Source organism: Clostridium sp. CTA-6 (genome assembly GCF_054768115.1).
Genome location: NZ_BAAAAU010000007.1, coordinates 257,601 through 274,093, shown reverse-complemented (window position 1 = coordinate 274,093; position 16,493 = coordinate 257,601). Strand labels below are relative to the sequence as shown.

Here is a 16,493-nt window from a genome sequence, read left to right as displayed (position 1 = left end):
GGAACAGTTGCAACAGGAAGAGTTGAAAGAGGAATTCTACATACTGGAGACGAAGTAGAATTAATAGGAATGAAAGAAGAAATATCAAAGACAGTATGTACAGGAATAGAAATGTTCAGAAAAATACTTGATGAAGCAATGGCAGGAGACAACATAGGAGCATTATTAAGAGGTGTTCAAAGAGACGACATCCAAAGAGGTCAAGTATTAGCAAAACCAGGTTCAATAACACCACACAAAAAATTCGTAGGTCAAGTATACGTATTAAAGAAAGAAGAAGGTGGAAGACATACACCATTCTTTAATGGATACAGACCACAATTCTACTTCAGAACAACAGACGTTACAGGATCAATCAACTTACCAGAAGGAGTAGAAATGGTAATGCCTGGAGACCATATAGATATGGCAGTAGAATTAATTACACCAGTAGCAATGCACGAAAACTTAAGATTCGCTATCAGAGAAGGTGGAAGAACAGTAGGTTCAGGAGTTGTTACAACAATATCTGAATAATTTAAATAGTTAGGCTAACATATAAATATATAATATCTAAAAGGAAAGAGGACGCTCTTTCCTTTTGTTTATAAAAATAAGTTTAATACATATAAATTTATAAATAAATTTATAAATTTATTTTTAAAAGTTTAAAATTAAAAATACTTGTCAAAATAAAAAAAATAGTGTATACTATAGAAGTTGTAATGTAATAACAGCGATGATTCAAGAGGTTGCCACACTTATGGGAAATTCTTGATTAAGCAAGCTAAGGTCTAGAACCTAGCGACGGTTATTCTAGTAATCATAATTCTAATGGTGTGTTCATAAAAAAATATGCAACACCCGGAGCAGTTTACAGAATATTTCCGCTGTTGTGCGTAATAAGTGAAACGTACCAGAAAAGGAGGGAACATTAAATGGCAAAACAAAAAATAAGAATAAGATTAAAAGCCTTTGATCATAGTTTATTAGATCAATCAGCTTTAAAAATCGTAGAAACTGCTAAAACAACAGGAGCTAAGGTTGCAGGTCCAGTACCTCTACCAACAGAAAAAGATATTGTTACTATTTTAAGAGCTCCACATAAATACAAGGACGCTAGAGAACAGTTCGAAATAAGAACTCATAAAAGACTAATCGATATAATTAGTCCATCACCAAAAACTGTTGATGCATTAATGAGATTAGATTTACCAGCTGGAGTAGATATAGAAATCAAACTATAATTTATTTAAGTAATAGAGAAATCTATTGCTAACTATTATGATTGCATAAATAGATGTGATCCGCTAATATGTTGAGGAGGTGCAAAGAAATGAAAAAAGCTATATTAGGTAAAAAGCTTGGTATGACTCAAATATTTAATGAAAATGGTAAAGTTATACCAGTTACTGTAATAGAAGCAGGTCCATGTACAGTTATCCAAAAGAAAACTGTAGAAAAGGACGGCTATGAAGCAATACAAGTTGCTTTCGGTGATATAAGAGAAAAATTAAGAAACAAACCAGTAAAAGGACACTTTGCAAAAGCAGGTGTTTCAGTTAAAAGACATATAAAAGAATTTAAATTAGAAGATTCAAATAGCTTAGAAGTAGGTCAAGAAATAAAAGCAGATGTTTTTGAAGCTGGAGAAAGAGTTGATATATCAGGAGTTTCAAAAGGTAAGGGATTCCAAGGAACAATCAGAAGATGGAATGCTCACAGAGGACCAATGACTCACGGTTCAAAATTCCATAGAGCAGTTGGTTCAATGGGTGCTTCTTCAGATCCATCAAGAACATTTAAAAACAAGAGAATGCCAGGACATATGGGTAACGTTAACACAACAGTTTTAAATCTTGAAGTTGTTAGAATAATACCTGAAAAGAATCTAATATTAATAAAAGGCGGAGTACCAGGACCAAATAAAGGTTTAGTACAAATAAGAAATACAGTTAAGGCTTAATTTAAATAGAAAGGAGGATGCAGAATGCCTAAAGTAGATTTATTTAACCAAAACGGAGAAAAAGTTGGAGATTTACAATTAGCAGATAGCGTATTTGGTGTAGAGGTAAATACATATGCTATGCATCAAGTAGTAAAAGCATTGCTAGCAAATAAAAGACAAGGAACTCAATCAGCTAAAACAAGAGCTGAAGTTTCAGGAGGCGGAATAAAGCCTTGGAGACAAAAGGGAACAGGTAGAGCAAGACAAGGTTCAATAAGAGCACCACAATGGATACATGGTGGTATTGTTTTTGCGCCAAAGCCAAGAGACTACAGAATGTCAATCCCTAAATCAATGAAGAAGGTTGCTATAAAATCAGCATTAACTTCAAAAGTTAACGAAAAGTTAATGGTAGTTGTTGATGATATAAAATTAGAAACACCAAAAACTAAAGAAGTAGTTAAAATGCTTAATGCATTTGATGCAAAGAAAACTTTAATTATAACAAATAATTCTGAAGAAAATGTTTATAAATCAGCAAGAAACATTGAAGGAGTACAGATTATTCCAGTAAACAACATTAACGTATATGATGTATTAAAGTATGATAAAGTTGTTATAACTAAGGATGCTGTATCCAAAATTGAGGAGGTGTATGCATAATGAAGCTAACTAACTACGATATAATAAGAAGACCTCTTATTACTGAAAAAACAATGGCTTCAATGGCTGACAAAAAGTACACCTTTGTAGTAGATATACATGCTAACAAATCTCAAATTAAAAATGCTATTGAAACAATATTTGACGTTAAAGTTGACGATGTTAAAACAGCTAGAATTATGGGAAAGACTAAAAGAGTTGGTGTCCATATAGGAAAAAGATCAGATTATAAAAAAGCTATTGTTAAGTTAACAGAAGATAGTAAAACAATTGAATTCTTCGAAGGACTATAAACAATAAAGCCGTTATTGGCGAGAGCCAGATAAGCTAAAGAAGGAGGGAAACAAATGGCTGTTAAAGGTTTTAGACCTACCACCCCTACAAGAAGAGAAATGACTATGTGTACTTTTGAAGAAATAACAACAAGTACACCAGAAAAATCACTTCTTGTTTCATTAAAGAAAAGTGGTGGAAGAAACGCAAATGGTAAAATAACAGTTCGTCATATTGGTGGCGGAGCTAAAAGAAAATATAGAGTAATAGATTTTAAGAGAAATAAAGATAATATTCCAGCTAAAGTTGTTAGTATAGAATATGATCCAAATAGAACAGCATTTATAGCTCTTGTAGTGTATACTGATGGTGAAAAGAGATATATGATTGCACCAGTTGGATTAAAAGTTGGAGATACAGTAGTATCTGGACCAGAATCAGATATAAAAGTAGGTAACTGCTTACCTATAAGAAATATACCAGTAGGTACAGTTATTCATAATATAGAGTTAGCACCTGGAAAAGGAGCACAACTTGTTAGATCAGCAGGTAACTCAGCCCAACTTATGGCTAAAGAAGGAGACTATTCTCAAGTAAGATTACCTAGTGGAGAAGTTAGATATATAAGAATTGAATGTAGAGCAACTATAGGTGTTGTATCTAACCAAACAAACGAAATTGTTAACATAGGTAAAGCAGGAAGAAAGAGACATATGGGAGTAAGACCTACAGTAAGAGGTTCTGTAATGAATCCTAATGACCATCCACACGGTGGTGGTGAAGGTAGATCTCCTATCGGACATCCAAGTCCACGTACTCCATGGGGTAAACCAGCACTTGGATACAAAACAAGAAAGAATAAGAAATACTCTGATAGATTTATTGTTAAGAGAAGAAATGATAAATAGTTTGAAGAGAATATTAATATTCTCTTCAATCTTGTAATCATATGATTACGCGAAGGGAGGCAAATATAGTGAGTAGATCAGTTAAAAAAGGACCATATATTCAAGAGGTACTTTTAAAAAGAATAAACGAAATGAACAAAAATGGAGAAAAGAAAGTTTTAAAGACTTGGTCAAGAAGTTCAACAATATTCCCACAAATGATCGGCCATACTGTTGCTGTTCATGATGGAAGAAAACATGTCCCTGTTTACATAACTGAAGACATGGTAGGTCATAAGTTAGGAGAGTTTGTTCTTACTAGAACATATAGAGGACATGATGACAAGTCAGAAAAATCATCTCGTTTAAGATAAGCTGGAAGGAGGTAAAATTGAATGGAAGCTAAGGCTATAGTTAGATATGTAAGAATGTCTCCAAGCAAAATTGGGGTTGTTCTTGACTTAGTAAGAGGTAAAGATGTTAATGAAGCATTTGCTATATTAAAATACACTCCAAAGGATGCAGCGGAAGTAATTTACAAAGCTTTAAAATCAGCTGTTGCAAATGCAGAAAACAATTTAAATTTAGATGTTAATAGTTTATATATATCAGAAGCATATGTAGGTCAAGGACCAACATTAAAAAGATATCAACCACATGCTCAAGGTAGAGCGTTTAGAATAAGAAAGAGAACAAGTCATTTAACTTTAGTTGTTAAAGAAAGAGTTTAAGAAGAGGAGGGAATTCGATGGGTCAAAAAGTACATCCACACGGCTTAAGAGTCGGCGTAATTAAAGAATGGGATGCTAAATGGTATGCTGATAAGAAAAATTTTGCTGATAACTTAGTAGAAGACCACAAAATAAGAAATTTTGTTAAAAAAAATTCTTATGCAGCTGGTGTATCAAGAATAGAAATTGAAAGAGCAGCAAAAAGAATAAAATTAAATATATATACTGCTAAACCAGGTATGATTATAGGAAAAGGTGGTCAAGGAATTGAATCACTAAAAAACCAACTTCAAAAAATCGTTTCAAACAAAAATATTTTAATTAATATAGTAGAAGTAAAAAGACCTGAAGCAGATGCTCAATTAATAGCTGAAAATATAGCTCAGCAATTAGAAAAAAGAATAGCTTTCAGAAGAGCTATGAAACAATCTATACAAAGAGCAATGAGAACAGGTGTTAAAGGTATAAAAACAGCTTGTTCAGGAAGACTTGCTGGAGCAGAAATAGCTAGAACAGAACACTATAATGAGGGAACAATTCCACTACAAACTTTAAGAGCAGATATTGATTATGGATTTGCTGAAGCTAATACTACTTATGGTAAAATCGGTGTTAAAGTTTGGGTGTATAAAGGAGAAGTTCTTCCAGCTAGAAAGAATATAAATGAAAAGGAAGAAGCTAACGCATAAGGAAGGAGGAATAACATATGTTAATGCCTAAAAGAGTTAAGCGTCGTAAAGTACAACGTGGCAGAATGAAGGGTAAAGCTACAAGAGGTAACTTCATAGCATACGGTGATTTCGGAATACAAGCAACTGAATGTGGTTGGATTACAAGCAACCAAATAGAAGCTGCCAGAATAGCTATCAACAGATACGTTAAAAGAGGAGGAAAGGTTTGGATAAAAATCTTCCCAGATAAGCCTGTAACAGAAAAGCCAGCAGAAACACGTATGGGTTCTGGTAAAGGTTCACCAGAATACTGGGTAGCTGTTGTAAAACCAGGTAGAGTTTTATTTGAAATCTCTGGTGTAAGTGAAACAGTTGCAAGAGAAGCTATGAGACTTGCTTCACACAAACTACCAGTTAAAACTAAGTTTGTAACAAGAAGAGATTTTGAAGAAATGGGTGGTGAAGTAAATGAAGGCTAGAGAATTACAAGAATTAAGAAAAAGCAGCCCACAAGAGTTACAATCAAAGTTAAATGATCTAAAAGCGGAATTATTCAATTTAAGGTTTCAATTAGCTACAGGTCAGTTAGAAAACCCAATGAGAATTAGAGAAGTAAAAAAATCAATAGCTCAAATTAAAACTATCTTAAGAGAAGAAGAGATAAGAGCATATCAACAGTAAAACTGAAGGGAGGTAAATCCTGTGGAAAGATCAAATAGAAAGACAAGAATGGGTAGAGTAGTTTCAAATAAAATGGATAAGACAATAGTAGTTGCAGTAGAAACAAAGGTTCGTCATCCATTATATGGTAAAATAATGAACAGAACTACTAAGTTTAAAGCTCATGATGAAAATAATACAGCTAATATAAATGATAAAGTATTAATAATGGAAACAAGACCATTATCAAAACAAAAAAGATGGAGACTTGTTGAAGTAGTAGAAAAAGCTAAATAGTTTGTAGCAAAAAGCCGAAAGGAGGGTATTTTACATGATTCAGCAACAAACAAGATTAAAGGTAGCAGATAATTCCGGAGCAAAGGAAATTATGTGTATAAGAGTTTTAGGTGGTTCCCACAGAAAATGGGGAAATATCGGAGATGTAATAGTTGCTAGTGTTAAAAGTGCAACACCAGGCGGTGTTGTTAAAAAAGGTGAAGTTGTAAAGGCTGTTATAGTAAGATCAGTTAAAGGATTAAGAAGAGCAGATGGTTCTTACATAAAATTTGATGAAAATGCAGCAGTTATAATAAAAGATGATAAAAACCCAAAAGGAACTCGTATTTTTGGACCAGTTGCAAGGGAGCTAAGAGATAAAGAGTTCAATAAAATACTATCATTAGCACCTGAAGTTTTATAATAATACAAGGAGGTGGCTAAATAATGAGCAAAATACATGTAAGAAAAAAAGATACAGTTGTTGTTATATCTGGTAAAGATAAAGGCAAAATTGGAGAAGTTTTATCTGTATTACCTAAAAAAGGTAAAGTAATAGTTAAAGATGTAAATGTAGTAACTAAACATCAAAAACCAAATAGAGAAAATATGCAGGGTGGAATAATACATAAAGAAGCCCCAATATTTAGCTCAAAAGTAATGCTATATTGTGATAAGTGCAAATCAGCTACTAGAATCAGTAATAAGATTTTAGAAGATGGAACAAAAGTAAGAATATGCAAAAAGTGCGGAGAAACATTTTAATTCTTGAAAGGAGGTATAAAGGATGATGCCAAGATTACAAGAAAAGTATGAAAAAGAAGTAGTATCAGCTTTAATGGATAAGTTCGGATATAAAAATATAATGGAAGTGCCAAAACTTGAAAAAATAGTTATCAATATGGGTGTTGGTGAAGCTAAAGAGAATCAAAAATCTCTTGAAGCGGCAGTAGAAGATTTAGCTAAAATAACTGGTCAAAAACCAATATTAACTAAAGCTAAAAAATCAGTAGCTAACTTTAAAATAAGAGAAGATATGCCACTAGGTTGTAAAGTTACATTAAGAAAACAAAACATGTATGAATTTGCAGATAAATTAATAAATGTGGCTTTACCTAGAGTTAGAGATTTCAGCGGAGTTTCAAGTAAATCATTTGATGGAAGAGGAAACTATGCTATAGGAATAAAAGAACAATTAATATTCCCAGAAATAGAATTTGATAAGATTGATAAAATTAGAGGTATGGATATAATTTTTGTAACAACTGCAAAGACTGACGAGGAAGCAAGAGAACTATTAAGATTCCTTGGAATGCCATTTGCTCGTTAATTAAGGAGGGAAATCTATGGCACGTAAAGCTTTAATAGAAAAATGGAATAAAACACCAAAACATTCAACTAGAGCTTATACAAGATGCAGAATTTGTGGAAGACCACATGCGGTATTAAAAAAATACGGTATCTGTCGTATATGTTTTAGAGAGCTTGCTTACAAAGGTGAAATACCTGGATGCAAAAAAGCCAGCTGGTAATATTCGAAAAGCGAAAGGAGGCAAAATAAATGGTAATGTCTGATCCAATAGCAGATTTATTAACACGTATAAGAAACGCAAATGTAGTTAGACATGAAGTAGTAGAAGTTCCTTCATCTAACATAAAAAAAGCCATAGCAAATATAATGCTTACAGAAGGTTATATAAGAGATTTAGAAGAATATAGAGATGGTTCTGTAGATATGCTAAGAATCTCAATGAAATACGGACAAAACAAAGAGAGAATAATAACTGGTCTTAAAAGAATATCAAAACCAGGTTTAAGAGTTTATTGTAGAAAAGATGAAACTCCTAAAGTTTTAAACGGACTAGGAGTAGCTGTAGTTTCTACTTCTAAAGGAATTGTTACAGATAGAGAAGCAAGAAAATTAGGCGTTGGCGGAGAAGTACTTTGCTACATATGGTAATTGGAGAATAGGAGGTGCAATAAATGTCAAGAGTAGGAAAACTTCCAGTAGCTATCCCTAATGGAGTAACTGTTACAGTAACACCAGATAACGTTGTTACTGTAAAGGGACCAAAGGGAGAGTTAGTAAAAGCTATGAGTAACAAAATAAACATAGCTGTAGAAGATAATTCAGTAGTTGTAACTAGAGACAATGATCATAAAGATGTAAGAGCTCTTCATGGTTTAACAAGAGCTTTAATAAACAACATGGTAACAGGAGTTAATGAAGGATACGTTAAAACATTAGAATTAATAGGTGTTGGTTATAGAGCGCAATTACAAGGAAAGAAATTAGTACTTAGCCTTGGATTCTCACATCCAGTTGAAATGGAAGCAGCTTCAGGAGTAGAATTTGAAGTTGAAGGTGGAACTAAGGTAAAAGTTAAAGGTATAGATAAAGAATTAGTAGGTGCTGTAGCAGCAGACATAAGAAAATGGAGAAAACCTGAACCTTACAAAGGAAAAGGAATTAAATACGAAAATGAAGTTATAAGACGTAAGGAAGGTAAGACTGGTAAGAAATAACGGAAAGGAGTGAAACCTATGTTTAAGAAGAATGATAGATCTCAATCAAGAGAAAGACGTCATATGAGAGTTCGTAAAAAGATTTTCGGAACAGCTGAACGTCCAAGACTATCAGTATATAGAAGTGAAAAACATATATATGCTCAATTAATAGATGATGTAGAAGGAAAGACATTAGTTGCTGCTTCAAGTGCAGAAAAAGGATTCGATGGTTTAGGAAGCAACAAAGAAGGCGCTAAATTAGTTGGAAAAATGGTAGCTGAGAAAGCGTTAGAAAAGGGATTAAAAAAAGTTGTATTTGACAGAGGCGGATTCATATATCACGGAAGAATTAAAGAACTTGCAGAAGGTGCAAGAGAAGCAGGTCTTGATTTTTAAAAAAAGGAGGGAAATAAATGAGAATTGATCCTAGCACTTTAAATTTAAAAGAAAAAGTTGTTCATATAAACAGAGTTGCTAAGGTTGTTAAAGGTGGTAGAAACTTTAGATTTAGCGTACTAGTTGTTGTTGGAGACGAAGCAGGACACGTTGGTGTTGGTACAGGAAAATCTATAGAAATACCTGAAGCAATAAGAAAAGCAATAGAAGATGCTAAAAAGAACATAGTTGAAGTTAAAACAGTAGGAACTACTGTACCACATGATATAATCGGAAAATTCGGTAAGGGAGAAGTTCTTATAATGACAGCTAAAGAAGGTACAGGAGTTATAGCAGGTGGTCCTGTTAGAGCCGTACTTGAACTTGCTGGATTAAAGGACGTTAGAGCTAAATCAAAAGGTTCTAATAATCCAACAAATATGGTTAATGCTACAATAGATGGATTAGCAAGATTAAGAACAGTTGAAGATATAGCTAAACTTAGAGGTAAGACTGTAGAAGAGATTTTAGGTTAGGAGGTAACTGGCCGTGGCTAAGGTTAAAATAACATTAGTTAAGAGCTTAATAGGTAGAAAAAAAGATCAAATAGCTACTGTTAATGCTCTTGGACTAAAAAAGATTGGTAACATAGTTGAACATGAGGAAACTCCTCAAATAAGTGGAATGATAAAAAAGGTAAGTTACTTATTAAAAGTAGAAGAAGCATAGTAAGAGGAGGTGTAATTAGATGAAACTTCACGAATTAAAAGCAGCTGAAGGTGCAAATAAAGCATCAAAAAGAGTAGGTAGAGGAACAGGCTCTGGACTAGGCAAAACAAGCGGAAAAGGTCAAAACGGACAAAACTCTAGAAGCGGTGGTGGAGTAAGACCAGGCTTTGAAGGTGGTCAAATGCCTTTATATAGAAGACTTCCAAAAAGAGGTTTCAAAAACATATTTGCTAAAGAATATGCAGCAATAAATCTTGATAGATTAAATTGTTTTGAAGATGGAACAGTTGTAACTCCAGAACTTTTAGTTGAAAAAAGAGTAGTAAAAAAAGTTAAAGATGGAGTTAAAATTTTAGGAAATGGTAATATAGAAAAAAAATTAACTGTTAAAGCAGCAAAGTTCTCTAAATCAGCTATTGAAAAGATCGAAGCAGCAGGAGGAAAAGTTGAGGTGATATAAATGCTATCAACCCTACGTAATGCTTGGAAAGTTCCTGATTTAAGGAAAAGATTAATTTTTACTTTATTTATGATAGCAATTTTCAGGATGGGAAATTATATCCCAGTTCCTGGAATTGATACATCTAAATTAGCTAACCTCACGCAAAATGGATCATTATTTGGGTTTTATGATTTAATATCTGGAGGAGCTTTTAGTAGATTTAGCATATTTGCTATGGGTGTTGTACCGTATATTAATTCCTCAATCATAATGCAATTACTTACAATTGCGTTACCTTCTTTGGAAAGTCTTTCAAAAGAAGGAGAAGAGGGAAGAAAAAAAATTCAACAATATACTAGGTATGGTGCAGTTATACTTGGTGTTATTCAAGCATTCAGTACATATGCGATAATTGCTCGTGCTGGAGCACTTAGAGATGGATCAAAGTTAAATTTATTCATAATTATAATAACATTAACTACTGCATCAACTTTTTTAATGTGGTTCGGTGATAAAATAACAGAAAAAGGTATAGGTAACGGAATATCACTAATAATATTTGTTAACATAGTGTCTAGATTTCCATCAACTATATATAGCATAGTAGGACTTCAAAAGGCTGAAACAGTAAATTTTGTGGAAGTTATAATGTTTATAGTAATAGCTTTAGCATTGTTCTTATTGGTTGTAATAATGAATTTAGGTGAAAGAAGGATACCTGTCCAATATGCTGGAAGAGCAGTAGGAAATAAAATTTATAAGGGTCAATCTACACACATACCAATAAATGTTAATTCCTCTGCGGTTATAGGTATTATATTTGCTATATCAGTAATGCAATTTCCACTTACTATTGGTCAATTTTGGCCAGAATCAGCTTTTTATAAGTTTATTACTTTAAATAAGTACAGTCCTTTTAGAGATAAAAGTATTGCTTATATTGTGTTATATTTTGTATTAACAGTGTTCTTTACTTGGTTTTATACAGTGGTAACTTTTAAACCTGATGAAATGGCAGAAAATATGCATAAGTCATCTGGATTTATACCAGGAATAAGACCAGGGGAACCTACAGCGGAATATATAGAAAGAGTAATAACAAAGAGCTCTATAATTGGTGGAACTTTTGCAGCTATTATAGCAATATTCCCAATAATTATGGCAACATATAGTAAGTTTCAAGGTATATCCTTTGGAGGAACAAGTATGCTAATTATGGTTGGATTTGCATTAGATACTATAAGACAAATGGAATCTCAATTAGTTATGCGTCACTATCAAGGTTTCTTAAAATAAAAATGTTTTGGAGATGATTATGGATGCGTGTAATTTTGTTAGGTCCTCCAGGAGCAGGTAAAGGAACTCAAGCAAAATTAATAAGTGAAAAATTTTCTATTCCTCATATATCAACAGGTGATATATTTAGGGCAAACATAAAGGAGAAAACTCCTTTAGGAATAGAAGCAAAAAGATATATAGATAATGGTCAATTAGTACCAGATGAGGTAACTATAGGAATAGTTAAAGATAGATTAACAAAAGATGATTGTGATAATGGTTTCCTTTTAGATGGTTTTCCAAGAACAGTTGCTCAAGCAGAAGCTTTAGATGAATTTTTAAAGGGCATAAATAAGGATTTAGATGTGGCACTATTAATTAAGGTGCCTGAAGAATTTATCTTGGAAAGAATGACTGGTAGAAGAGTTTGCACATCTTGTGGTGCAAGTTATCACATAAGATTTAATCCTCCTAAAATAGAAGGAAAATGTGATATATGTGATAATGAATTAATTCAAAGAAAAGATGATACAGAAGCAACAGTAAAAGAAAGATTAGAAGTTTACAGCAAACAAACTTATCCGCTTATAAATTATTATAAAGACAATGGTATAATCTCAGAGGTTAATGGGACTGAATCAATTGATGAGGTATTTGGTAATATTTCAAATATCTTAGGGAGAGATAAATAATGATAACAATAAAAACTGATTCTGAAATAGAATACATGTTAAAAGCAGGAAGAGTTGTTGCTGAAGCCTTAGACACTTTAGAAAAATATGTAAAGCCAGGAATAAGCACTGGAGAGTTAGATAGAATCGCAGAAGAGATTATATTAGGCAGAAATGCCAAACCATCTTTTAAAGGATATTATGGTTTCCCAGCTTCTATATGTGCATCTGTGAATAATGAAGTAGTTCATGGAATACCAAATAAAGATAGAATTCTAAATGAAGGAGACATAATTAGTATAGATTGTGGAGCTGTTCTAAATGGATATCAGGGTGATGCAGCAAGAACATTTCCAGTAGGAAATGTGTCAGAAGAAGCTGCTAAGTTAATAGAAGTTACAAAAAATAGTTTTTTCAAAGGTATAGAAAAAGCTAAAGTTGGCAATAGATTAACTGATATATCTGCAGCTATTCAAGAATATGTTGAAAGTTATGGATTTTCTATTGTAAGGGATTATGTAGGTCATGGCATAGGAAAGAATATGCATGAGGATCCAGAAGTACCTAACTTTGGTAGACCAGGCAGGGGACCTAAATTGTCAAAAGGAATGTGTTTAGCTATTGAGCCTATGGTTAATATAGGAGACTTCAATGTAAAAGTTGAACCAAATAAATGGACTGTAGTTACTGTAGATGGTAGTTTATCTGCTCATTATGAGAATACTGTGGCTATACTAAATGATGGACCTAAAATAACCACTTTAATTTAATAGAGGTGAATATATTGGCTAAAGAGTGCCAGATTGGTAGATTAGTTTTATCAAAATCAGGTAGGGATAAAGATAATAGTTTCATTATAATAGATATACTAGATGAAAATTATGTGTATATTTGTGATGGAGATATTCATACTTTAGATAAACCTAAAAAGAAAAAAAATAAACATTTGATATTTACCAATATTATTTGTGAAGATATAATAAATCTAAAGGCAACAGGTAACAACATTAAAAATTCTGTAATAAAAAAATTTATACAGTCTCATCAAGTTAATAAGGAGGTTTGAATACCTTATGTCAAAAGATGATGTAATTGAAATGCAAGGTACTGTTTTAGAATCTCTACCTAATGCTATGTTTGAAGTAGAATTAGAAAGCGGTCATAAAATAATTGCACATATATCAGGAAAATTAAGAATGAATTTCATAAGAATTTTACCAGGTGATAAAGTAACTGTAGAACTTTCTCCATACGATTTAACCAGAGGAAGAATAACCTGGAGAGCCAAATAATAAGGAGGGGTTATTGATGAAAGTAAGACCATCAGTTAAACCTATATGCGAAAAATGCAAGGTTATAAAAAGAAAAGGTAAAGTAATGGTTATTTGTGAAAATCCTAAACACAAACAAAAACAAGGCTAATAAATGGTTTTAGGAGCGGCTGACTATGGTATAAAAATATACCATTGGCCTAAAACTTTGATATAAATATAAATTAATAAGTAGGTATTCAGGAGGTGTAAACTTTAATGGCAAGAATTTCAGGTATAGACCTACCAAAAGAAAAAAGAGTAGAAATCGGTCTAACATATATATACGGAATTGGCTTACCAACTTCTCAAGAAATATTAAAAGCTACTGGAGTAAATCCAGATACAAGAGTTAAAGACTTATCAGAAGAAGAAGTTAATGCAATCAGAGATTACGTTAATAAAAATGTAAAAGTTGAAGGTGACTTAAGAAGAGAAATTAAACTTAACATAAAGAGATTAGTTGAAATTGGATCTTATAGAGGAATAAGACATAGAAGAAACCTTCCAGTTAGAGGTCAAAAGACTAAGACTAACGCTAGAACAAGAAAAGGTCCAAAGAGAGCTATAGGTGGAAAGAAGAAAAAATAAGGTAAGGAGGGAAAGGCATGGCAGCAGGAATAAAAGCTAAAAGAAGTAGAAGAAAAAAAGAAAGAAAAAATGTTGAACATGGTTGTGCACATATAAAATCAACTTTCAACAATTCAATAGTTACAATTACTGACAGTGTTGGTAATACTTTGTCTTGGGCAAGTGCAGGTGGATTAGGTTTTAGAGGTTCAAGAAAAAGCACACCATTTGCGGCACAAATGGCTGCAGAAACAGCAGCTAAAGCGGCTATGGAACATGGATTAAAAAGCATAGAAGTTTATGTAAAAGGACCGGGCTCAGGAAGAGAAGCTGCTATAAGATCTTTACAAGCAGCAGGTCTAGAAGTTACTTTAATAAAGGATGTAACTCCAATACCACATAATGGTTGTAGACCACCAAAGAGAAGAAGAGTATAGTAATATAATATAGTAATAGGAGGTGTAAAATTTAATGGCTAGATATACTGGAGCAACTTGCAGACTTTGCAGAAGAGAAGGATTAAAACTATTCCTTAAGGGAGATAGATGTTATACAGATAAATGCGCATTCGCTAGAAGAGGATACGCACCAGGACAACATGGTCAAAGTAGAAAAAAAGTATCTAACTATGGATTACAATTAAGAGAAAAACAAAAAGCTAAGAGAATTTATGGTATCTTAGAACGTCAATTTAGAGGATATTATGAAGAAGCTGATAGAAGAAGAGGAATAACAGGTGAAAACTTGTTAAGACTTTTAGAAATGAGATTAGACAATGTAGTATTTAGATTAGGATATGGCAACTCAAGAACAGAAGCTAGACAATTAGTTACTCATGGACATTTTTTAATTAATGGTAAAAAGGTAGATATACCATCATACCAAGTTTCAGCTAATGATGTTATAACAGTATGTGATAAGAGTAAAGCAACAGAAAAATTCAAAACTTTTGCAGAAAATCCAAAAACATTACCAGCATGGTTATCAGGAAATGTTGAAGGCTTTGAAGGAAAAGTAGAAAGACAACCAGCAAGAGAAGATATAGATGTACCTGTTAACGAAACATTAATAGTTGAGTTATACAGCAAATAATAAATAATTTTATTTAGATCAGTTGCCCTCAAAAAGTATAAATATTAATAAATGAGGAGGGTTAAGAATGTTAGAAATAGAAAAGCCAAAAATAGAATGTGTTGAAAATGCTGAAGATGGTTCCTATGGTAAATTTGTCATTGAACCATTAGAAAGAGGTTATGGAATAACTCTTGGTAATGCTTTGAGAAGAATTCTTTTATCATCATTACCTGGAGTTGCTGCAGACCATATAAAAATTGATAGTGTTCTTCATGAGTTTTCAACAGTACAAGGTGTAAAAGAGGATGTTACAGAATTAATTCTTAACATCAAATGTTTAGCACTTACTATGAATGGAGAGGGTCCAAAAACTATATATATAGATGAAGTTGGACCTAAAGAAGTTACAGCAGCTGATATCAAAACAGACGGAGATGTTGAAGTAATAAACAAAGATTTACATATAGCAACCCTTGACGAAAATGGTAAAATGTATATGGAAATCAACGTTAATCGTGGTAGGGGCTATGTAACTCAAAATAAAAACAAAACTAAGGATATGTCAATAGGAAGTATAGCAGTGGATTCAATTTATACACCTGTTAAAAGAGTTAACTTTTCCGTTGAAAATACTAGAGTTGGCCAAATAACAGACTATGATAAATTGACTATAGAAGTTTGGACTAATGGAACTATAAGACCAGAAGAAGCTGTAAGTTTATCAGCTAAAATTCTTATAGAGCACTTTAAGTTATTTATGACTTTAACTGATCATGCAGATGATATGGAAATCATGGTTGAAAAAGAAGAAGATAAGAAAGAAAAGGTTCTAGAAATGACAATTGAAGAGCTAGATCTTTCAGTAAGAAGTTATAACTGCTTAAAGAGAGCTGGAATAAATACAGTTCAAGAACTATGCGAAAGAAGCATGGATGATATGATGAAAGTTAGAAACCTTGGTAAAAAGTCCTTAGAAGAAGTAGAACAAAAGTTAGAAGCTTTAGGATTAGGTTTAAGAAAAAGTGAAGATTAGTAAAGTTAATATAGGCAGTTTAAGGTAAGGAGGTATAGGAGAGATGGCAGGATATCGTAAATTAGGTCGTCCAACTGATCAACGTAAAGCAATGCTTAGAAATCTTGTAACTAGTTTTTTAAAGCATGGTAAAATAGAAACTACAGAAACTAGAGCTAAAGAAACTAGAAGTATTGCTGAAAAAATGATAACCCTTGCAAAGAGAGGAGATCTTCATGCAAGAAGACAAGTACTTTCTTTTGTAACAGAAGAAGCAGTAGTACAAAGACTATTTGAAGAAATAGCTCCTAAGTATGCTGAAAGAAATGGTGGATACACAAGAATATATAAAGTTGGCCCAAGAAGAGGCGACGGAGCTGAAGTAGTTATACTAGAATTAGTATAATTGTTTGGGGATTAAGTATAAAGTTAACTT

Annotated in this window: 33 protein-coding genes; all 33 read left to right on the top strand. The window is 32.6% G+C overall.

Features of this window, described 5'->3' with window-relative positions:
* The coding region (locus tag ACYUDJ_RS13070) for an EF-Tu C-terminal domain-related protein (RefSeq protein ID WP_460289644.1) at positions 1 to 516 on the top strand (516 nt) is incomplete at its 5' end.
* Positions 517 to 917: 401 nt separating this feature from the next.
* Positions 918 to 1,226 (top strand): 30S ribosomal protein S10, encoded by a 309-nt coding sequence (gene rpsJ / locus ACYUDJ_RS13065; RefSeq protein WP_003357250.1) that lies wholly within the window; start codon positions 918 to 920, stop codon positions 1,224 to 1,226.
* 89 nt (positions 1,227 to 1,315) lie between these two features.
* Positions 1,316 to 1,945: a 50S ribosomal protein L3 gene (gene rplC, locus ACYUDJ_RS13060; RefSeq protein WP_042384070.1), complete on the top strand. Its 630-nt coding sequence runs from the start codon at positions 1,316 to 1,318 to the stop codon at positions 1,943 to 1,945.
* 24 nt (positions 1,946 to 1,969) lie between these two features.
* Positions 1,970 to 2,590: a 50S ribosomal protein L4 gene (gene rplD / locus ACYUDJ_RS13055; protein ID WP_003482922.1), complete on the top strand. Its 621-nt coding sequence runs from the start codon at positions 1,970 to 1,972 to the stop codon at positions 2,588 to 2,590.
* The gene (rplW, locus tag ACYUDJ_RS13050) at positions 2,590 to 2,883 is read left to right on the top strand and encodes a 50S ribosomal protein L23 (protein WP_003482924.1); all 294 of its coding nucleotides are present in this window, start codon (positions 2,590 to 2,592) and stop codon (positions 2,881 to 2,883) included. The genes rplD and rplW overlap by 1 nt, the downstream gene beginning before the upstream one ends.
* Before the next feature lie 54 nt (positions 2,884 to 2,937).
* Positions 2,938 to 3,771 (top strand): 50S ribosomal protein L2, encoded by an 834-nt coding sequence (gene rplB, locus ACYUDJ_RS13045; RefSeq protein ID WP_003482926.1) that lies wholly within the window; start codon positions 2,938 to 2,940, stop codon positions 3,769 to 3,771.
* A 68-nt stretch (positions 3,772 to 3,839) separates the two neighbouring features.
* A complete protein-coding gene (rpsS, locus tag ACYUDJ_RS13040) occupies positions 3,840 to 4,124 on the top strand; it encodes a 30S ribosomal protein S19 (protein ID WP_003494941.1) in 285 nt (94 codons plus the stop codon).
* Positions 4,125 to 4,145: 21 nt separating this feature from the next.
* Positions 4,146 to 4,481: a 50S ribosomal protein L22 gene (gene rplV, locus ACYUDJ_RS13035; RefSeq protein ID WP_003482930.1), complete on the top strand. Its 336-nt coding sequence runs from the start codon at positions 4,146 to 4,148 to the stop codon at positions 4,479 to 4,481.
* A gap of 17 nt (positions 4,482 to 4,498) precedes the next feature.
* Positions 4,499 to 5,170 carry a 30S ribosomal protein S3 gene (rpsC, locus tag ACYUDJ_RS13030; protein ID WP_003482933.1) on the top strand — a complete coding sequence of 224 codons (672 nt, stop codon included), beginning with the start codon at positions 4,499 to 4,501 and terminating at the stop codon, positions 5,168 to 5,170.
* A 17-nt stretch (positions 5,171 to 5,187) separates the two neighbouring features.
* Entirely contained in the window at positions 5,188 to 5,631 is a 444-nt protein-coding gene (gene rplP / locus ACYUDJ_RS13025; RefSeq protein WP_003357619.1) for a 50S ribosomal protein L16, read from the top strand.
* Positions 5,621 to 5,833 carry a 50S ribosomal protein L29 gene (rpmC, locus tag ACYUDJ_RS13020; RefSeq protein ID WP_003357691.1) on the top strand — a complete coding sequence of 71 codons (213 nt, stop codon included), beginning with the start codon at positions 5,621 to 5,623 and terminating at the stop codon, positions 5,831 to 5,833. Before rplP ends, rpmC begins: the two co-directional genes overlap by 11 nt.
* 21 nt (positions 5,834 to 5,854) lie before the next feature.
* Complete coding sequence (gene rpsQ / locus ACYUDJ_RS13015; RefSeq protein WP_003494934.1) at positions 5,855 to 6,109, top strand: 30S ribosomal protein S17; 255 nt, start codon at positions 5,855 to 5,857, stop codon at positions 6,107 to 6,109.
* Positions 6,110 to 6,143: 34 nt separating this feature from the next.
* Positions 6,144 to 6,512 carry a 50S ribosomal protein L14 gene (gene rplN, locus ACYUDJ_RS13010; protein WP_003357295.1) on the top strand — a complete coding sequence of 123 codons (369 nt, stop codon included), beginning with the start codon at positions 6,144 to 6,146 and terminating at the stop codon, positions 6,510 to 6,512.
* Between the two features lie 23 nt (positions 6,513 to 6,535).
* Positions 6,536 to 6,853 carry a 50S ribosomal protein L24 gene (rplX, locus tag ACYUDJ_RS13005; RefSeq protein ID WP_003360199.1) on the top strand — a complete coding sequence of 106 codons (318 nt, stop codon included), beginning with the start codon at positions 6,536 to 6,538 and terminating at the stop codon, positions 6,851 to 6,853.
* Between the two features lie 22 nt (positions 6,854 to 6,875).
* On the top strand, positions 6,876 to 7,418 hold the full coding sequence (rplE, locus tag ACYUDJ_RS13000; protein ID WP_003357534.1) for a 50S ribosomal protein L5: 543 nt from the start codon (positions 6,876 to 6,878) through the stop codon (positions 7,416 to 7,418).
* A gap of 16 nt (positions 7,419 to 7,434) precedes the next feature.
* The gene (locus ACYUDJ_RS12995) at positions 7,435 to 7,620 is read left to right on the top strand and encodes a type Z 30S ribosomal protein S14 (RefSeq protein ID WP_003357636.1); all 186 of its coding nucleotides are present in this window, start codon (positions 7,435 to 7,437) and stop codon (positions 7,618 to 7,620) included.
* Positions 7,621 to 7,649: 29 nt separating this feature from the next.
* Entirely contained in the window at positions 7,650 to 8,048 is a 399-nt protein-coding gene (rpsH, locus tag ACYUDJ_RS12990) for a 30S ribosomal protein S8 (protein ID WP_003360201.1), read from the top strand.
* Between the two features lie 23 nt (positions 8,049 to 8,071).
* Positions 8,072 to 8,614: a 50S ribosomal protein L6 gene (rplF, locus tag ACYUDJ_RS12985; protein ID WP_043032598.1), complete on the top strand. Its 543-nt coding sequence runs from the start codon at positions 8,072 to 8,074 to the stop codon at positions 8,612 to 8,614.
* A gap of 18 nt (positions 8,615 to 8,632) precedes the next feature.
* Positions 8,633 to 8,992 carry a 50S ribosomal protein L18 gene (rplR, locus tag ACYUDJ_RS12980; RefSeq protein ID WP_042384078.1) on the top strand — a complete coding sequence of 120 codons (360 nt, stop codon included), beginning with the start codon at positions 8,633 to 8,635 and terminating at the stop codon, positions 8,990 to 8,992.
* Between the two features lie 17 nt (positions 8,993 to 9,009).
* Positions 9,010 to 9,507, top strand: coding sequence for a 30S ribosomal protein S5 (gene rpsE, locus ACYUDJ_RS12975; protein ID WP_003357254.1), 498 nt, complete (start codon positions 9,010 to 9,012; stop codon positions 9,505 to 9,507).
* Between the two features lie 13 nt (positions 9,508 to 9,520).
* The gene (gene rpmD / locus ACYUDJ_RS12970) at positions 9,521 to 9,700 is read left to right on the top strand and encodes a 50S ribosomal protein L30 (protein WP_003357637.1); all 180 of its coding nucleotides are present in this window, start codon (positions 9,521 to 9,523) and stop codon (positions 9,698 to 9,700) included.
* Between the two features lie 19 nt (positions 9,701 to 9,719).
* Positions 9,720 to 10,160 carry a 50S ribosomal protein L15 gene (rplO, locus tag ACYUDJ_RS12965; protein ID WP_012101129.1) on the top strand — a complete coding sequence of 147 codons (441 nt, stop codon included), beginning with the start codon at positions 9,720 to 9,722 and terminating at the stop codon, positions 10,158 to 10,160.
* Entirely contained in the window at positions 10,161 to 11,438 is a 1,278-nt protein-coding gene (gene secY / locus ACYUDJ_RS12960) for a preprotein translocase subunit SecY (protein ID WP_003482948.1), read from the top strand. It abuts the gene before it with no gap.
* A gap of 23 nt (positions 11,439 to 11,461) precedes the next feature.
* A complete protein-coding gene (locus ACYUDJ_RS12955) occupies positions 11,462 to 12,112 on the top strand; it encodes an adenylate kinase (RefSeq protein WP_003482949.1) in 651 nt (216 codons plus the stop codon).
* The gene (gene map, locus ACYUDJ_RS12950; protein WP_003482951.1) at positions 12,112 to 12,861 is read left to right on the top strand and encodes a type I methionyl aminopeptidase; all 750 of its coding nucleotides are present in this window, start codon (positions 12,112 to 12,114) and stop codon (positions 12,859 to 12,861) included. Before ACYUDJ_RS12955 ends, map begins: the two co-directional genes overlap by 1 nt.
* A 14-nt stretch (positions 12,862 to 12,875) precedes the next feature.
* On the top strand, positions 12,876 to 13,157 hold the full coding sequence (locus ACYUDJ_RS12945; RefSeq protein ID WP_003494919.1) for a KOW domain-containing RNA-binding protein: 282 nt from the start codon (positions 12,876 to 12,878) through the stop codon (positions 13,155 to 13,157).
* Between the two features lie 7 nt (positions 13,158 to 13,164).
* A complete protein-coding gene (gene infA, locus ACYUDJ_RS12940) occupies positions 13,165 to 13,383 on the top strand; it encodes a translation initiation factor IF-1 (RefSeq protein WP_003357316.1) in 219 nt (72 codons plus the stop codon).
* 16 nt (positions 13,384 to 13,399) lie between these two features.
* Complete coding sequence (gene rpmJ / locus ACYUDJ_RS12935; protein ID WP_002509257.1) at positions 13,400 to 13,513, top strand: 50S ribosomal protein L36; 114 nt, start codon at positions 13,400 to 13,402, stop codon at positions 13,511 to 13,513.
* A gap of 107 nt (positions 13,514 to 13,620) precedes the next feature.
* Positions 13,621 to 13,992 carry a 30S ribosomal protein S13 gene (gene rpsM, locus ACYUDJ_RS12930; protein WP_003357564.1) on the top strand — a complete coding sequence of 124 codons (372 nt, stop codon included), beginning with the start codon at positions 13,621 to 13,623 and terminating at the stop codon, positions 13,990 to 13,992.
* 17 nt (positions 13,993 to 14,009) lie between these two features.
* Complete coding sequence (rpsK, locus tag ACYUDJ_RS12925; RefSeq protein ID WP_003482954.1) at positions 14,010 to 14,408, top strand: 30S ribosomal protein S11; 399 nt, start codon at positions 14,010 to 14,012, stop codon at positions 14,406 to 14,408.
* Between the two features lie 34 nt (positions 14,409 to 14,442).
* The gene (gene rpsD, locus ACYUDJ_RS12920; RefSeq protein WP_003482956.1) at positions 14,443 to 15,063 is read left to right on the top strand and encodes a 30S ribosomal protein S4; all 621 of its coding nucleotides are present in this window, start codon (positions 14,443 to 14,445) and stop codon (positions 15,061 to 15,063) included.
* A gap of 67 nt (positions 15,064 to 15,130) precedes the next feature.
* The gene (locus ACYUDJ_RS12915) at positions 15,131 to 16,078 is read left to right on the top strand and encodes a DNA-directed RNA polymerase subunit alpha (protein WP_043032597.1); all 948 of its coding nucleotides are present in this window, start codon (positions 15,131 to 15,133) and stop codon (positions 16,076 to 16,078) included.
* Between the two features lie 43 nt (positions 16,079 to 16,121).
* Positions 16,122 to 16,463, top strand: a complete 342-nt coding sequence (gene rplQ, locus ACYUDJ_RS12910; protein WP_003482958.1) for a 50S ribosomal protein L17 — start codon at positions 16,122 to 16,124, stop codon at positions 16,461 to 16,463.
* The last annotated feature ends 30 nt before the right edge of the window (positions 16,464 to 16,493 follow it).

Excerpts from the sequence above, each read along its gene's own strand:
- rpsJ (WP_003357250.1), top strand. The coding sequence starts at position 918 with ATGGCAAAACAAAAAATAAGAATAAGATTAAAAGCCTTTGATCATAGT.
- rplC (WP_042384070.1), top strand. The coding sequence starts at position 1,316 with ATGAAAAAAGCTATATTAGGTAAAAAGCTTGGTATGACTCAAATATTT.
- rplD (WP_003482922.1), top strand. The coding sequence starts at position 1,970 with ATGCCTAAAGTAGATTTATTTAACCAAAACGGAGAAAAAGTTGGAGAT.
- rplW (WP_003482924.1), top strand. The coding sequence starts at position 2,590 with ATGAAGCTAACTAACTACGATATAATAAGAAGACCTCTTATTACTGAA.
- rplB (WP_003482926.1), top strand. The coding sequence starts at position 2,938 with ATGGCTGTTAAAGGTTTTAGACCTACCACCCCTACAAGAAGAGAAATG.
- rplV (WP_003482930.1), top strand. The coding sequence starts at position 4,146 with ATGGAAGCTAAGGCTATAGTTAGATATGTAAGAATGTCTCCAAGCAAA.
- rpsC (WP_003482933.1), top strand. The coding sequence starts at position 4,499 with ATGGGTCAAAAAGTACATCCACACGGCTTAAGAGTCGGCGTAATTAAA.
- rplP (WP_003357619.1), top strand. The coding sequence starts at position 5,188 with ATGTTAATGCCTAAAAGAGTTAAGCGTCGTAAAGTACAACGTGGCAGA.
- rpmC (WP_003357691.1), top strand. The coding sequence starts at position 5,621 with ATGAAGGCTAGAGAATTACAAGAATTAAGAAAAAGCAGCCCACAAGAG.
- rplN (WP_003357295.1), top strand. The coding sequence starts at position 6,144 with ATGATTCAGCAACAAACAAGATTAAAGGTAGCAGATAATTCCGGAGCA.
- rplX (WP_003360199.1), top strand. The coding sequence starts at position 6,536 with ATGAGCAAAATACATGTAAGAAAAAAAGATACAGTTGTTGTTATATCT.
- rplE (WP_003357534.1), top strand. The coding sequence starts at position 6,876 with ATGATGCCAAGATTACAAGAAAAGTATGAAAAAGAAGTAGTATCAGCT.
- ACYUDJ_RS12995 (WP_003357636.1), top strand. The coding sequence starts at position 7,435 with ATGGCACGTAAAGCTTTAATAGAAAAATGGAATAAAACACCAAAACAT.
- rpsH (WP_003360201.1), top strand. The coding sequence starts at position 7,650 with ATGGTAATGTCTGATCCAATAGCAGATTTATTAACACGTATAAGAAAC.
- rplF (WP_043032598.1), top strand. The coding sequence starts at position 8,072 with ATGTCAAGAGTAGGAAAACTTCCAGTAGCTATCCCTAATGGAGTAACT.
- rplR (WP_042384078.1), top strand. The coding sequence starts at position 8,633 with ATGTTTAAGAAGAATGATAGATCTCAATCAAGAGAAAGACGTCATATG.
- rpsE (WP_003357254.1), top strand. The coding sequence starts at position 9,010 with ATGAGAATTGATCCTAGCACTTTAAATTTAAAAGAAAAAGTTGTTCAT.
- rplO (WP_012101129.1), top strand. The coding sequence starts at position 9,720 with ATGAAACTTCACGAATTAAAAGCAGCTGAAGGTGCAAATAAAGCATCA.
- secY (WP_003482948.1), top strand. The coding sequence starts at position 10,161 with ATGCTATCAACCCTACGTAATGCTTGGAAAGTTCCTGATTTAAGGAAA.
- ACYUDJ_RS12955 (WP_003482949.1), top strand. The coding sequence starts at position 11,462 with ATGCGTGTAATTTTGTTAGGTCCTCCAGGAGCAGGTAAAGGAACTCAA.
- map (WP_003482951.1), top strand. The coding sequence starts at position 12,112 with ATGATAACAATAAAAACTGATTCTGAAATAGAATACATGTTAAAAGCA.
- infA (WP_003357316.1), top strand. The coding sequence starts at position 13,165 with ATGTCAAAAGATGATGTAATTGAAATGCAAGGTACTGTTTTAGAATCT.
- rpmJ (WP_002509257.1), top strand. The coding sequence starts at position 13,400 with ATGAAAGTAAGACCATCAGTTAAACCTATATGCGAAAAATGCAAGGTT.
- rpsM (WP_003357564.1), top strand. The coding sequence starts at position 13,621 with ATGGCAAGAATTTCAGGTATAGACCTACCAAAAGAAAAAAGAGTAGAA.
- rpsK (WP_003482954.1), top strand. The coding sequence starts at position 14,010 with ATGGCAGCAGGAATAAAAGCTAAAAGAAGTAGAAGAAAAAAAGAAAGA.
- rpsD (WP_003482956.1), top strand. The coding sequence starts at position 14,443 with ATGGCTAGATATACTGGAGCAACTTGCAGACTTTGCAGAAGAGAAGGA.
- ACYUDJ_RS12915 (WP_043032597.1), top strand. The coding sequence starts at position 15,131 with ATGTTAGAAATAGAAAAGCCAAAAATAGAATGTGTTGAAAATGCTGAA.
- rplQ (WP_003482958.1), top strand. The coding sequence starts at position 16,122 with ATGGCAGGATATCGTAAATTAGGTCGTCCAACTGATCAACGTAAAGCA.